Source organism: Arcobacter aquimarinus (assembly GCF_013177635.1).
GTDB lineage: Bacteria > Campylobacterota > Campylobacteria > Campylobacterales > Arcobacteraceae > Aliarcobacter > Aliarcobacter aquimarinus.
Window position 1 is genome coordinate 872,009 of record NZ_CP030944.1, and the last position, 12,944, is coordinate 884,952.

Annotated in this window: 16 protein-coding genes; 12 read left to right on the forward strand and 4 right to left on the reverse strand. The window is 25.6% G+C overall.

Annotated elements, in window-relative coordinates; translation table 11 throughout:
- The first annotated feature begins 40 nt into the window (after window positions 1–40).
- On the forward strand, window positions 41–1,138 hold the full coding sequence (locus AAQM_RS04305) for a nitrous oxide reductase accessory protein NosL (RefSeq protein ID WP_171920655.1): 1,098 nt from the start codon (window positions 41–43) through the stop codon (window positions 1,136–1,138).
- A gap of 51 nt (window positions 1,139–1,189) precedes the next feature.
- Here AAQM_RS04305 and ppnP read toward each other — a convergent pair whose 3' ends face one another.
- Window positions 1,190–1,507: a pyrimidine/purine nucleoside phosphorylase gene (gene ppnP, locus AAQM_RS04310; protein WP_128987599.1), complete on the reverse strand. Its 318-nt coding sequence runs from the start codon at window positions 1,505–1,507 to the stop codon at window positions 1,190–1,192.
- Window positions 1,508–1,623: 116 nt separating this feature from the next.
- Between ppnP and AAQM_RS04315 the strand changes: the two genes are divergently transcribed.
- Together AAQM_RS04315 and recO are read left to right on the forward strand one after the other, a co-directional pair.
- Window positions 1,624–1,887, forward strand: coding sequence for a hypothetical protein (locus AAQM_RS04315; protein ID WP_129095618.1), 264 nt, complete (start codon window positions 1,624–1,626; stop codon window positions 1,885–1,887).
- An 8-nt stretch (window positions 1,888–1,895) separates the two neighbouring features.
- Window positions 1,896–2,510: a recombination protein RecO gene (recO, locus tag AAQM_RS04320; RefSeq protein WP_129095617.1), complete on the forward strand. Its 615-nt coding sequence runs from the start codon at window positions 1,896–1,898 to the stop codon at window positions 2,508–2,510.
- Between the two features lies 1 nt (window position 2,511).
- On the opposite strand, the gene AAQM_RS04325 is transcribed toward recO, so the two are convergent.
- Together AAQM_RS04325 and ychF are read right to left on the reverse strand one after the other, a co-directional pair.
- Window positions 2,512–3,336, reverse strand: a complete 825-nt coding sequence (locus AAQM_RS04325) for an HDOD domain-containing protein (protein WP_129095616.1) — start codon at window positions 3,334–3,336, stop codon at window positions 2,512–2,514.
- A 66-nt stretch (window positions 3,337–3,402) separates the two neighbouring features.
- Entirely contained in the window at window positions 3,403–4,506 is a 1,104-nt protein-coding gene (ychF, locus tag AAQM_RS04330; RefSeq protein WP_129095615.1) for a redox-regulated ATPase YchF, read from the reverse strand.
- A 213-nt stretch (window positions 4,507–4,719) separates the two neighbouring features.
- On the opposite strand from ychF, the gene AAQM_RS04335 reads away from it, so the two are divergent.
- Genes AAQM_RS04335 through AAQM_RS04350 form a run of 4 tightly spaced genes read left to right on the forward strand, consistent with a single transcriptional unit; the run spans window position 4,720 to window position 7,634 of the window.
- Window positions 4,720–6,012, forward strand: a complete 1,293-nt coding sequence (locus tag AAQM_RS04335; RefSeq protein ID WP_129095614.1) for an NCS2 family permease — start codon at window positions 4,720–4,722, stop codon at window positions 6,010–6,012.
- A 13-nt stretch (window positions 6,013–6,025) separates the two neighbouring features.
- The gene (locus AAQM_RS04340; RefSeq protein ID WP_129095613.1) at window positions 6,026–6,472 is read left to right on the forward strand and encodes a phosphoribosyltransferase; all 447 of its coding nucleotides are present in this window, start codon (window positions 6,026–6,028) and stop codon (window positions 6,470–6,472) included.
- Window positions 6,473–6,485: 13 nt separating this feature from the next.
- Window positions 6,486–6,872, forward strand: a complete 387-nt coding sequence (locus tag AAQM_RS04345; RefSeq protein ID WP_129095612.1) for a DUF423 domain-containing protein — start codon at window positions 6,486–6,488, stop codon at window positions 6,870–6,872.
- Window positions 6,873–7,634 (forward strand): Rossmann-fold NAD(P)-binding domain-containing protein, encoded by a 762-nt coding sequence (locus tag AAQM_RS04350; protein WP_129095611.1) that lies wholly within the window; start codon window positions 6,873–6,875, stop codon window positions 7,632–7,634.
- On the opposite strand, the gene upp is transcribed toward AAQM_RS04350, so the two are convergent.
- The gene (gene upp, locus AAQM_RS04355) at window positions 7,631–8,251 is read right to left on the reverse strand and encodes a uracil phosphoribosyltransferase (RefSeq protein ID WP_129095610.1); all 621 of its coding nucleotides are present in this window, start codon (window positions 8,249–8,251) and stop codon (window positions 7,631–7,633) included. The two genes, AAQM_RS04350 and upp, sit on opposite strands and share 4 nt — an antisense overlap.
- 119 nt (window positions 8,252–8,370) lie before the next feature.
- Here upp and AAQM_RS04360 point away from each other — a divergent pair, with 119 nt between their 5' ends.
- From AAQM_RS04360 to AAQM_RS04380, 5 genes are all read left to right on the forward strand, one after another.
- Window positions 8,371–9,603, forward strand: a complete 1,233-nt coding sequence (locus tag AAQM_RS04360; RefSeq protein WP_129095609.1) for a uracil-xanthine permease family protein — start codon at window positions 8,371–8,373, stop codon at window positions 9,601–9,603.
- 63 nt (window positions 9,604–9,666) lie between these two features.
- Window positions 9,667–10,167, forward strand: coding sequence for a YajQ family cyclic di-GMP-binding protein (locus AAQM_RS04365; RefSeq protein ID WP_129095608.1), 501 nt, complete (start codon window positions 9,667–9,669; stop codon window positions 10,165–10,167).
- Between the two features lie 368 nt (window positions 10,168–10,535).
- Window positions 10,536–11,027: a hypothetical protein gene (locus AAQM_RS04370; protein ID WP_228722702.1), complete on the forward strand. Its 492-nt coding sequence runs from the start codon at window positions 10,536–10,538 to the stop codon at window positions 11,025–11,027.
- Window positions 11,028–11,086: 59 nt separating this feature from the next.
- Entirely contained in the window at window positions 11,087–11,746 is a 660-nt protein-coding gene (locus AAQM_RS04375; protein ID WP_129095606.1) for a response regulator transcription factor, read from the forward strand.
- Window positions 11,739–12,920 carry a sensor histidine kinase gene (locus AAQM_RS04380; RefSeq protein ID WP_129095605.1) on the forward strand — a complete coding sequence of 394 codons (1,182 nt, stop codon included), beginning with the start codon at window positions 11,739–11,741 and terminating at the stop codon, window positions 12,918–12,920. Before AAQM_RS04375 ends, AAQM_RS04380 begins: the two co-directional genes overlap by 8 nt.
- The last annotated feature ends 24 nt before the right edge of the window (window positions 12,921–12,944 follow it).

Sequence of the window (12,944 nt, forward strand, 5' to 3'; positions counted from 1 at the left end):
CTTTTATTACAATAGAAAATATCTTATATAAGGAGAAATTATGAAAAAGAGTTTAATAACACTTTTGTTTTTTATTACATTATTTGCGATAAATACAAATGCACAAGAGATGTTTCAAACAGTTGATTTAAAAGAAGCAACTTTAGTAAAAGAAGACTCATCAAAAGAATTTTGTAATGTTTGTGGAATGGATTTACCTAAATATTATAAAACAAATCATGTAACAGAGTTTAAAAATGGACATAAAGAACAATATTGTTCTATTCATTGTCAAGCACAAATTCATGAAGACTATGAAGATAAAATAAAAAATATTCAAGTTGTGGATACCAATTCATTAAAATTAATAGATGCTAAGAGTGCTTTTTATGTTGTTGGAAGTTCTAAAAAAGGAACAATGAGTGCTGTTAGTAAATATGCTTTTTTAACAAAAAATGAAGCTGAAAAATTCATAAAAGAGTTTGGTGGAGAGATTCATACTTTTGATGAAACATTGAAAATAGCAAAAGATGGATTAGAAAAAGAAAAAAAGATTTTAGATGAAAAAAGAATTCCTGTAGCTAAAAAAGGTAAAAAGATTTTTGAATCAATGTGTGATATAAATCAGATGAAAGATTTTAATTCTATTGGTGAAGCTAAACAATATTTAATAGATAATAAAATATGTAATAATTTAGATGCTCAAATGCTTCAAGCAGTAAGTGTTTATTTATATAATCCTATATTAGCAAGAGATAATTCAAAAGCTATTAAAGTACCAGAAGATGCTAAATGTCCTGTTTGCGGTATGTTTGTTGCAAAATATCCAAAATGGGTTGCTCAAATTAAATTAAGAAATACTCATAGTCACTATTTTGATGGAGTAAAGGATATGATGAAGTTTTATATTGAGCCTTCAAAATATAATCATAATCATTCAAAAGAAGATATATTACAGATAAATGTAACTGATTATTACTCTTTAGATTCTATAGATGCAAAAGAGGCTTTTTATGTAATTGGCTCAAATGTATATGGTCCAATGGGAGAAGAATTAATTCCATTTAAAAATGAAACTCAAGCTAAAAAATTTATGGAAGATCACTTTGGTAAAAAAGTTTTGAAATTTGAAGATATTAAAAAAGAGATGTTATTTTAACTTACATTAACAATGCGAATTTTCGCATTGTATGTAAGAAATAAATAACAATTAATGATTTTTTATAAAAGAACAACAATAATCAACTAATGAGTGAACTCTTAATTTAAATTTAGAATTCGCTTGAATCTCAAAAGAAGCTGGACCCTCATATTTAACCCAATCTTGAGCAGGTAACATAACTTCTAATACACCTCTTTGAATATCCATTATTTCTTTATGAACTGTATTTAATTCATATTCTCCTGGTAACATAATTCCTAAAGTTTTTCTAGAACCATCTTCAAAAACAATTGTTCTACTTGTAATATTTCCTTCAAAAAGAATATTTGCAGCTTTTGCAATAGAAACATTTTTAAATTCTGCCATTTATTTTCCTTACACTATTATTTATTATATTTTAGCACAACTATTATATGATAATATTGAAGCAAAAGAGTAGTTGTTTTTTGTTATAATTTCTAAATTTAGAAAAAGGTGTAAAAATGACAATCCAAGAAGAATTAGAAAAATTAATAAAAGATGAAGTACTTTTAGAAATTGAAGATTATATAGATGAACTATTTGAAATAATTGCATCAAAAAAAGAGGATGAAAATACAAAAGAAGAACTGATTCAAATGCAAGAAATGAAAAAAGATTTTGAAGAAATGTTAACTGATTTACAAAATGGTGAGATTGATGATGAAGAGTGTAAAGAAATTATTGATGAAATTAATGAAATGAGAAGAGAAGATTTAGAGGACTAAATTTTTAAATGCAAGGTTATATAATAGATATTAAACCTGTAAAAGATGATGATTTAATAGTAACTATACTAAGTGAAAATGAATTATTAACAGCATATAGATTTTATGGTGCTAGACATTCGACTATAAATATAGGGTATAAGATTGATTTTGAATTAGAAAATACAAGGGCTAATATTCCAAGACTAAAAGATGTGATACAACTTGGATTCCCTTGGATTTTAGATTATGAAAAAATGTATTGCTGGCAAAGATATATAAGACTTTTTTATCCACATTTGAAAGATATCGAAGAATTAGATCCTTTTTATTTTTATTGTTTAGAAAAATTAGTTTATATAATAACTAAGCAAAATGCTCAAAGAGCTATTTGTGAATCTTATATCTCTTTACTTGAACATGAAGGGCGATTACATACTGACTTTGAATGTTTATTGTGTGAAATAGTTATTGAAGATGATTTAAGTTTAGTTAGAGGTTTTTTACCAATTCATGCTAAGTGTACAAAAGCAAAAAATTTTGAATTTAAAAAAATTGAAGAATTATTTATTAAGAAAAAGACAACACACCTTAATGATATTGAAGTAGAATACCTTTGGGATATTCTACTTCAAGGATTATGATTTACTTTTCATCTAACAATCTATCTTCTAAAGTAGTTATTGCATTTTTTAATATATTTGTATCAAAACCATAAGCAGATGCTTTTTCTAAAGCTTTTTTAACATTGTTTGCACTTAATGGAGCATTAATATAAGCAGCAGTTTTTATTATATCTAGAATTTGTGTTTTCTTTTTATACTCATCTTCAGCTTTTGAAACATTATCAACATTTTCAATTAAATTTATTAAGTTTTCACTTAATTTCCAATGTCTAAATATTTTAGCAGTAACTTCTGAAGTTGTAAATCCAAGTAACTCTTTTTCTGTATCTTCTATTGAAGCACCTGAAGCTATTTTTGACTTAAATAAATCACTTTTCCCTTCATTTACTATTAAATCAGCAATAATAAATTTTCCTGTTTCTTGTAAAAGTGCTGGTAAAACTATTTCATCTTTTAACTCTATATCAATTTTCGAAAGCCATAAACTAGCTAAAGTAGAAGAAATATTAGAAGCTTTCATGAAATCATCACTATTTATACCATAGGGTTCTAAATTTGTCATCAATAAATTTTGAACAGTTCCTCCAATAGCAATCGAAATGGTAAAATTAATACCTAATAAGTTAATTGCTCGACCAGGTGTTTCAACTTTACTTCTAAAACCAAACATCGCAGAATTAGAAATTTTTAATAAAGTAGAAATTATTAATGCATCTTTTTCAATTATTTCTAATAATTCAGCCGATTCTTTATTCGTTTTTTTTCTAAATTCTTCAATCTCAATTATCGTTTTAGGTAACGGTGGAAGAGATTCTATCTTCTCTAAAATATTATTAGATGACAAATTAAAACTCCTATTTAAATTATTATTTAAATTGTAACAAATATTATATCAATTGAATATAAATTGTTACACATTAAATCTAAAATGCATTACATCACCATCTTGAACGATATAATCTTTACCTTCAAGTCTTAATTTTCCTGCTTCTTTACATTTAGATTCTCCACCTAAGGTAATAAAATCTAAGTAAGAAATAACTTCTGCTTTAATAAAGCCTTTTTCAAAATCATTATGAATAACTGCTGCTGCTTGAGGAGCTTTTGTGTTTTTTCTAATAGTCCATGCTCTAACTTCAATTTTTCCAGCTGTAAAATAACTCATAAGACCTAATTTATCGAATGCTTTATGTATGATTTGTTCTAGACCTGATTCATTAACACCTAAATCAGCTAAAAATTCTGTAGCTTCTTCATCAGAAAGTCCTACTAATTCTTCTTCTATTTTTGCACAAAGCATAATAACATCAGCATTTACGTTAGAAGCATGTTCTTTTACTAAATCAACATATTTGTTTCCACCATTAGCTAAAGAATCTTCATCAACATTTGTTCCATAAATTACATCTTTATTAGATAAAAATCTTAACTCTTTATCTAAAGATTTGAAAACTTCATCATCTATTTTTTCAAAAGTTTTTACAGGCTGTAATTCTCCAATATGAGCATATAATTCCTCAGCTATAACTAATTGAGTAGCTGATTCTTTAGAAGACTTTGCTTGTTTTTTAAGTCTTTCAATTTTCTTTTCTAACTGTGAAATATCAGCATATATTAATTCTGTTTCGATGATTTCAATATCTCTTAAAGGATTTACATCTCCTTCAACATGGATAATATTTCCATCTTCAAAACATCTTACCATATGTAAGATAACTTCAACTTCTCTAATATTTGATAAGAATTGGTTTCCTAATCCTTCACCTTTTGAAGCACCTCTTACAAGTCCTGCAATATCAACAAAATCAATAGTTGAATGTTGAATTTTATCTGGATTTACGATTTTTGCTAATTCGTTCAATCTTTTATCAGGTACTGGAACTATTGCTTTATTTGGTTCTATTGTACAAAATGGATAGTTTTGAGCCTCCGCATTTTGAGCTTTTGTTAAAGCATTAAAAGTTGTTGATTTACCTACATTTGGAAGTCCTACTATTCCTACACCTAATCCCATTATAATCCTTTTATATTTTCAATAAATAATTTAGAGCATCCATTATATTAGTTTTTGCAACTAACTATGAAGACTATTTTTATAAACAGATTATAAACGAAAATGCCAAAGAAGTAGATAAAGTGTTAGTTATTAAATTTAAAAATTAACTTTTATAATAAATCACAAATTAAAATTGTGATACTATTTTTTCTTTTTTTAAGAAGGATTATTGTGAATTTTTTTAAGTTAAGAGAGAATAACACCTCTATTTCAAAAGAGTTTTATGCTGGTTTTACTACTTTTTTGACAATGTTATACATAGTTCCTGTAAATGGCTTTATATTAGCTGATGCTGGTCTTCCTATGGATGCTGTAATTACAGCAACAGCTTTAATTACTATTTTAGCAACACTTTTTTCAGCATTATGGTCAAATACACCAATTGCTATGAGTGTAGGAATGGGGCTTAATGCTTACTTCTCTTATGGTTTAGTTTTAGGTATGAAAATACCTTGGGAAACAGCTTTGGGAATTGTATTTTTATCAGGTATTTTATTTGTTATTTTATCTTTGACTAATTTTAGAGTTTGGATAATGACATCTATTCCTATGAATTTAAGACGTGCAATTAGCGCAGGAATTGGTTCTTTTATTGCGTTTATTGGTTTAAAGCAAATGGGAATGATAGTTTCAAATGATGCAACTTTAGTTGCACTTGGAGATTTTTCCAATACTAATGTTTTATTAGGAGTTTTAGGTTTAATTTTATCTTTTAGTTTTTATGCTTATAAATTAAGAGGAGCATTTATTTTATCTATTGCTATTACATCTATTGTTGCTTGGAGTTTTTCTTTAAATGATGTACCAAAAGAGTTTTTTTCAACTCCTGTTTCTATTGAACCTATATTATTTAAACTTGATATTTTAAGTGCTTTATCTTTATCTTTACTACCTGTTATAATTACATTTTTAATTACAGATATGTTTGATACATTAGGAACTTTAACAGGTGTTGGAACAAGAGCAAATCTGTTTCAAGAGAATAATAAAAATGATAAATCTTTGCAAAAAACACTTGAAGCTGATGCTATTGCAACAGTTGGAGGAAGTTTACTTGGAGTTTCTACAACAACTGCATTTATTGAAAGTGCAAGCGGGGTAGAAGCTGGTGGACGAACTGGATTAACAGCTGTATTTACTGCATTATTATTTATAACAACTCTTTTTATGTTGCCACTTTTTAAATCAATTCCATCAAATGCAATTTATCCAGTTTTAGTTGTAGTTGGGGTTTTGATGTTTACTGAACTTGGTAAAATAAATTTTGAAGAAACAGATTTAGCAACAAGTGCAGCTGCTTTTTTGATTGTTATTTTAATGCCTTTAACTTTTTCAATCACAAATGGAATAGCAGCTGGTTTTTTGATTTTTACGATTATTAAATTGGTAAAAAGAGAGTATAAAGATTTAAATTTAGGAATTTTGGTTATTACATTTATTAGTGCTTTAGCATTTATTTTTTAAAAAGGATTTATATTTGGAAAAATTATATTATAGTTATGAGTTATTTAAAAATGATACACAAATTTTAGTTGATAAGTGTAGAAGTTTTGAACCTGAGATTTTACTAGCAGTTGCACGTGGAGGATTAACTCTTTCACATTTAATGGCACAAGCTTTAGATATGAGAAATTTATATACTTTAAATTCAATTCATTATGAAGGTGAATTAAAATTGGATACATTTAATATTTTTAATATTCCTGATGTATCACATGCAAAAAAAGTTTTAATTGTTGATGATATAGTTGATTCAGGTGAAACAATGAGAGAAATTTTAAAAGTTTTAAAAGAGAGATTTCCAACAGTTGAGTTTAAATTAGCAACGTTGTTTTACAAAAAAACAGCTGTTTTGCAACCTGATTATTGTGTTAGAGAAGCAAATGAATGGATTGATTTCTTTTGGGAAGTTGATGTTAAATAAATAGGAGAATATTATGATTTTAAATAAAAAAATAAAAACATTTTTAGCAATTGCCTCTTTTATGATGGCTTTAGCAATAGCTTTAGGAGCTTTTGGAGCTCATGGGTTAAAATCAGTTTTAGATGAAAATATGTTAAAAGTTTATAATACAGGTATTCAATACCATTTTTATAATACTTTAGGACTTTTTGTAGCTACTTTTATTTTTGCATTAAAGCCTGAATCAAAAAGAATTTATATCTCATTGTGGTTGATTTTGATTGGAATGATTATTTTTTCATTCTCACTTTATTTTCTTACAATTTTAAATATGCCAATTTTAGGAGCAATCACACCAATTGGTGGAACGTTGCTTATTATTGCTTGGTTGATACTTTGTTTTGGTATTTTAAAAGATTAAATGAAAACTTTTACTATTTTAGGAGCAGGTTGGTTAGGATTAGAGTTAGCAATTGTTTTAAAAAATGATTTTAAAATAAAAGTTAGTTCAAGAAGCCAAGAAAAAGTAAATATATATGAAGAAAAGGGTTTTTCTTCATATATTTTAAATGAAAATAATTTTGAATTTTTAGATAAGTTATTTGAAACAAATTATCTATTTATCAATTTTCCACCTTCTAAATTTGAAGATTATCTACTTTTTTTAAATAAAATTTATTCTCATGAAAAAATAAAAAATATAGAGAAAATATTTTTTGTTAGTTCTACTTCTATTTATCCTAATATAGAAGGTTTATTTAATGAAGATTATGAAATAAAAGAGCCTAATTCAAAAATAGTTTTTGAAGCTGAAAATTTAGTAAAAGATAAAAGTGATGTAATTTTTAGAGTTGCTGGACTTGTTGGAGCAAATAGATATTTTGGAAAAAGAAGTGCAAATAAAATCATAGAATTTCCCAAAACACCAATAAATTTTGTACATAGAAATGATGTTATAAATGCAACAAAGTTTATAATTGAAAAAGATTTAAGTGGTATTTTTAATCTTTGTTCAAATACTCATCCAACAAAAGAGGAAATTTATAGTTTTAATTCAAAAAAATATAATTTTGAAAAACCTATTTTTTTAGAAAATAAGAATTTTTTTAATAGATTAATAGATGGAAGTAAAATAAAAAAGGAAGGATTTACATATAAATATGAAAATCCTTTTGAGTTTTAGTGAGTATTAAATGCTCTATCTCCAGCATCTCCAAGACCTGGTCTTATATAGTTGTTTTCATCTAATCTTTCATCAATTTGAGCTATAAACATATCAATATCTGGATGAGCTTCTGTAACTTTTTTTACACCAAATGGTGAACCAATTATATTTAAAGTGATGATTTTTTTAGCATTTTTGCTTTTTAAGTATTCTATTCCATCAATTAAAGAACCACCAGTTGCAACCATTGGGTCAAGTAAAATTACAGTTTTATCTTCTAGATTTGGAATGTTTTCATAAAATAATTTACTTAAAGATGTTTCTTCATCTCTTTTCATTGCTAAAAATCCACTTTTTGCATAAGGTAAGGTTCTTAAAATTCCTGTAAGCATTGGTTCACCAGCTCTTAAAATAGGAATAAGAACAAGTTTTTGAACTTCAATAACTTCAACATCAAGTGGACCTTGCCAAGTATTGATATTTTGTGTGATTGTTGGAAAATCATTTAAAGCCTCTGAAGCTAGGATTCTTGAAATCTCTTCAATAGTTAATCTAAATTCATTTGAAGTTGTTCTTACATCTCTTAATCTATTAACTAAATGTTTAACTACAACATTTGTACTTTCTTTATACATTTTAATTCCTTTTAAAAAATTTATATTACAGAAAAATTGCTTATAAATTATAGATAAATTTAAAGTTGCTTATACAGATAATTTGCTACTATAAGTGCTATAAAAATATAGAGGTATATATGAAACCTACAGATTATAACTTTAGAGTTAAAGATTCGATTTTAGGATTACAGTTTTTGTTTGTTGCTTTTGGGGCTTTAGTATTAGTTCCAATTTTAACAGGACTTGATCCAAATGTTGCACTTTTTACAGCAGGTGTTGGAACACTTATTTTTCAGTTTGTAAATAAAAATTGTGTTCCACCAATTTTTCTAGCTTCTTCTTTTGCATTTATAGCACCTATTTCTTATGGTGTTGCAACATGGGGAATTCCTGCAACTATGTCAGGACTTGTTGCTGCTGGACTTTTGTATGTGGTATTAAGTTTTTTAATTAGGTTAAAAGGAGATAATTTTTTACATAAACTACTTCCTTCAGTTGTTGTAGGACCTGTAATTATCTCAATTGGTCTTATTTTATCTCCTGTTGCTGTTAATATGGCAATGGGAAAAACAGGTGATGGAGCAGTTGTTTTAGTACCATTTGAACAAGCAATAATAATATCAATGGTAGCTTTGATTGTAACTATTTTAGTTTCATTATTAGGAAAAGGAATTTTTAAATTAGTTCCTATTTTATTAGGAATTATTAGTGGATATTTAATCTCTTTATATTTTGGATTAATAGATTTTTCAGGTGTTTTAAAAGCTTCTTGGTTTGCAATACCAAATTTTGTTGCACCTGAATTTAATTGGCAAGCTATACTTTTTATTTTACCTATAGCAATTGCTCCTGCAATTGAACATATAGGTGATATGTTAGCAATTTCAAGTGTTACAAAACAAGATTATTTAAAAAAACCAGGTTTAAAAAATACACTTTTAGGAGATGGTTTGGCAACTTCTGTTGCTTCGCTTTTTGGAGGACCTCCAAATACAACTTATTCAGAAGTAACAGGAGCTGTAACTGTTACAAAGGCTTATAATCCAGCTATTATGACTTGGGCTGCGATATTTGCTATTTTATTGGCTTTTGTTGGAAAACTAGGAGCAATACTTGCTACTATTCCTGTTCCAGTTATGGGTGGAATTATGCTTTTATTATTTGGAATTATTGCAACTTTAGGAATTAGTACACTTTCAAAAGCAAATATAGATTTTTCATGTCCAAGAAATATGGCAATAGTTTCTGTGATATTAGTATTTTCTATTGGTGGAATGACTTTTAATTTTGGTGGAATTCCTTTTGCAGGTATTGGTCTTGGGGCTATAATAGGTATAGTTTTGAATCTTGTTTTACCTAAGGCTTTATAAAATAATGTTAAAATCAAAACAATAATGATTAATATAAAAATATAAATTAAAAAAAGGATAATTATGGCAGCAAAAGAACATCAATTTGATATTTCAGCAAAACTAGATATGCAAGAGATGAAAAATGCAGTAATTCAAGCTCAAAAAGAGATAGATACAAGATATGATTTTAAAGGTATTTCTAAAGAATTGGATTTAAATATTGGGGCAAAAACTTTAACTTTAATCTCTTCAAGTGATAATAAAATAGATGCAATGAGAGATATTTTAATTTCAAAAATGAATAAAAGAGGAATTTCTATAAATTCATTAGAAGAGTTAAAAAAAGAGGATTCAAGTGGTGGAAATAGAAAATATTCATATAAAATTATTGATAGTATAGAAAAAGATGAAGCAAAAAGAATTCAAACTGAAATTAAAAGTTTGAAATTGAAAGTAAGTGCCGTAAATCAAGGTGATGAAATTAGAGTTACTGGAAAAAATATTGATGATTTACAAGCAGTTATGAAACATTTAAAAAGTTTAGATTTAAAAGCACCTTTGGTATTCGATAACTTCAAATAAAAAATAAATCAATCCATAATTTATGTGTAATTAATATATAATTCATTCTTTATTTTAAAGGATGAATTATAGAACTCTTATTTATAAAATCAATCGCTGTTGTTTCACTTGTTTTAAGTTTAAGTTATATAGCTGAAAAAGTAAGTCCAAGAATTTCAGGAATTTTATCTGGGCTTCCTGTTGGAAGTGCAATAACACTTCTATTTTTTGCAATAGAAAATGGAGTAGATTATGTAACAAAGGTTGCTTTATATAATATTCACGGACTTTTTGCAGCTTTAGCTTTTTCTATTGGTTATTATATAAGTACTTTTTATAAAGGAAAATTTGAGATATTTTTATCTTTACTTATTTCATTTATTTCATATTTGATTATTGCCTTTATATTAGCAAATATTCCACCTCATGTGGTTTTAACACCATTAATTGTGATAATTTTGATGTTAATTGCAACTATATATTTTGCAAAAAAAGAGAATTTTTTAATTGATAAAAAAATTAAAACATCAATAAGTGATATATTTTTTAGGTCACTTTTGACTATTTCTATATTTTTAATAATTTCAAGTTTACCAAAATATGTACCATCAAATATTGCTGGAATTTTTTCATCTTTTCCAACAATTTTGCTACCTTTGATGTTGATTATTCATTTTAGACATAGCAGATTTCAAGCAAGAACTATTATAAAAAATACTCCTTATGGTTTAAGTTCAGTTGTTATTTATTCTTTAGTTGTATATTTTTCTTATGAAAAAATAGGGATAGTTTATGGAACAATGATAGCTTTATTTTCTTCTGTTTTATATGTGATAATTCAAGGAAAAGTATTAAGATTTTTAAAATTAATAAAATATTGATTATACACATAAAATAAACAAAAACTTAATATAATGAATATCATATATTAGGATTGTAAATGAGAGTTTTGTTATTAGAAGATGATATTGCTTTAAGTGATTTATTAAATGAACATTTAGAAGATAAAGGTTTTGAAGTTACATTATGCACAAATGGACAAGAAGCATTAGAAAATTTAGTAGATAAGAAGTTTGATTTTGCTTTACTTGATATAAATACTCCAACTATTTCAGGAATTGAAGTTTTAAAAAGAGTAAGAACTGAATATAAAAACAATATCCCTATAATAATACTAACAGCTTATCAAGATACAAAACATTTAAAAGAATCTTTTGAAAGTGGAGTTGATGATTATATAAAAAAGCCTTTTGATTTAGAAGAGTTAGACCAAAGAATACTAAAGCTTTGCAGACAATTTTTAATAGAACAAGATAATAAAATAAAAATAGATGAAAAGTTATATTTTGAACCTTCAACTTGTAAAATATTTAAAGATAATGAAATAATAAATTTAGCACAAAAAGAAAGAGATATTTTAAAATACTTTTGTACTCATAAAAGTAGGGTAGTTTCTAGTGAAGAGTTACTTCAAAATATTTGGACTTATGATGAAATGCCAACAGATGCAACTATTAGAGTATATATAAAAAATTTAAGAGAAATAATAGGAAAAGATAAAATTACAACAATAAGAGCAATAGGATATAGATTTGAATAAAGATGAAAAAAAAGCACTTGTTAATTTTTTAGCTATTTATATAGTTTCAACTATTTTACTTTTGGGAGTAATTTTATATATTTATTATAAAAATGAAACAAAAATGCTTGAAGAGAGTTGTTCTATGCAGTTACATAGTACTTCTATGCAAATAAAAAATGATATTATAAATAAATATATGAAAAATCAAAAGTTTAATCCTGCTAAATTAGAAGATATAAATATGAAATATGCTCTTTTTGATAAAAATAAAAAAGTAATTTTTTCATATTTAGATGAAAAATTTACAATAGATTTTTCAAAGAGCAGTTATGAAAATGAGTTTTACAACTATTTTATAACCACGCTAAATGAAGATAATATTCCAATAAAATATATAGTATTAGAAACTTGTCAAGAAGTTCAAAGTAAAAATAAATTACAGATTTTTATTTTAGTGATTTTATTTTTAAGTGCAATTTTTATTGGATTTATAGGTTATTTATTATCAAAAATTTTATTAAAGCCTGTTAGACAAAGAATTGAATCTATGGATAAATTTATAAAAGATTCAGCACATGAATTAAACACACCAATTTCAGTTTTGATGACTTCTGTTTCAATGCTTAAAAATGGTAAAAATCCTCAAAAAATGATGAAATATATATTAAGTAGTTCAAAACAAATTTCTCAAATTTATAATGATATACATTTTTCAGCTTTTAATGAGTTAAATGAAGATGTATTTGAAAAATTTAATTTAAAAGATTTAATAAGTGAAAGTGTAGAGTTTTTTAACGATATTTCAATTACAAAAAATATAGTTATAAATTCTGAGTTAGAAGATTGTTTTATAAAAATGGATAGAACAAAAACACAAAAAATAGTAAATAATTTATTATCTAATGCTATTAAATATAGTAAAAAAGATTCTATAATTGAAGTTGTTTTAAAAGAAAATATTTTAAAAGTTACTGATTTTGGAATAGGAATTAGTATTGATGAACAAAAAGAGATTTTTAAAAGATATAAAAGAGGAAACAACATAGAAGGTGGTTTTGGTATAGGTTTAGATATTGTAAAAAGGGTTTGTAATGAATATAATTTGGATTTAACTTTAAAATCACAAATTGATAAAGGAACAACTTTTTGTATAAATTTTTCTACCATATTAAATAAAGATTTTATTTGTTAGAATACGAAAAAATTAAAAAAGATT

Coding starts and splice junctions, on each gene's coding strand:
- AAQM_RS04305 (WP_171920655.1), top strand. CDS start 41: ATGAAAAAGAGTTTAATAACACTTTTGTTTTTTATTACATTATTTGCG.
- AAQM_RS04315 (WP_129095618.1), top strand. CDS start 1,624: ATGACAATCCAAGAAGAATTAGAAAAATTAATAAAAGATGAAGTACTT.
- AAQM_RS04375 (WP_129095606.1), top strand. CDS start 11,087: ATGAGAGTTTTGTTATTAGAAGATGATATTGCTTTAAGTGATTTATTA.
- AAQM_RS04365 (WP_129095608.1), top strand. CDS start 9,667: ATGGCAGCAAAAGAACATCAATTTGATATTTCAGCAAAACTAGATATG.
- AAQM_RS04350 (WP_129095611.1), top strand. CDS start 6,873: ATGAAAACTTTTACTATTTTAGGAGCAGGTTGGTTAGGATTAGAGTTA.
- recO (WP_129095617.1), top strand. CDS start 1,896: ATGCAAGGTTATATAATAGATATTAAACCTGTAAAAGATGATGATTTA.
- AAQM_RS04360 (WP_129095609.1), top strand. CDS start 8,371: ATGAAACCTACAGATTATAACTTTAGAGTTAAAGATTCGATTTTAGGA.
- upp (WP_129095610.1), bottom strand. CDS start 8,251: ATGTATAAAGAAAGTACAAATGTTGTAGTTAAACATTTAGTTAATAGA.
- ppnP (WP_128987599.1), bottom strand. CDS start 1,507: ATGGCAGAATTTAAAAATGTTTCTATTGCAAAAGCTGCAAATATTCTT.
- ychF (WP_129095615.1), bottom strand. CDS start 4,506: ATGGGATTAGGTGTAGGAATAGTAGGACTTCCAAATGTAGGTAAATCA.
- AAQM_RS04345 (WP_129095612.1), top strand. CDS start 6,486: ATGATTTTAAATAAAAAAATAAAAACATTTTTAGCAATTGCCTCTTTT.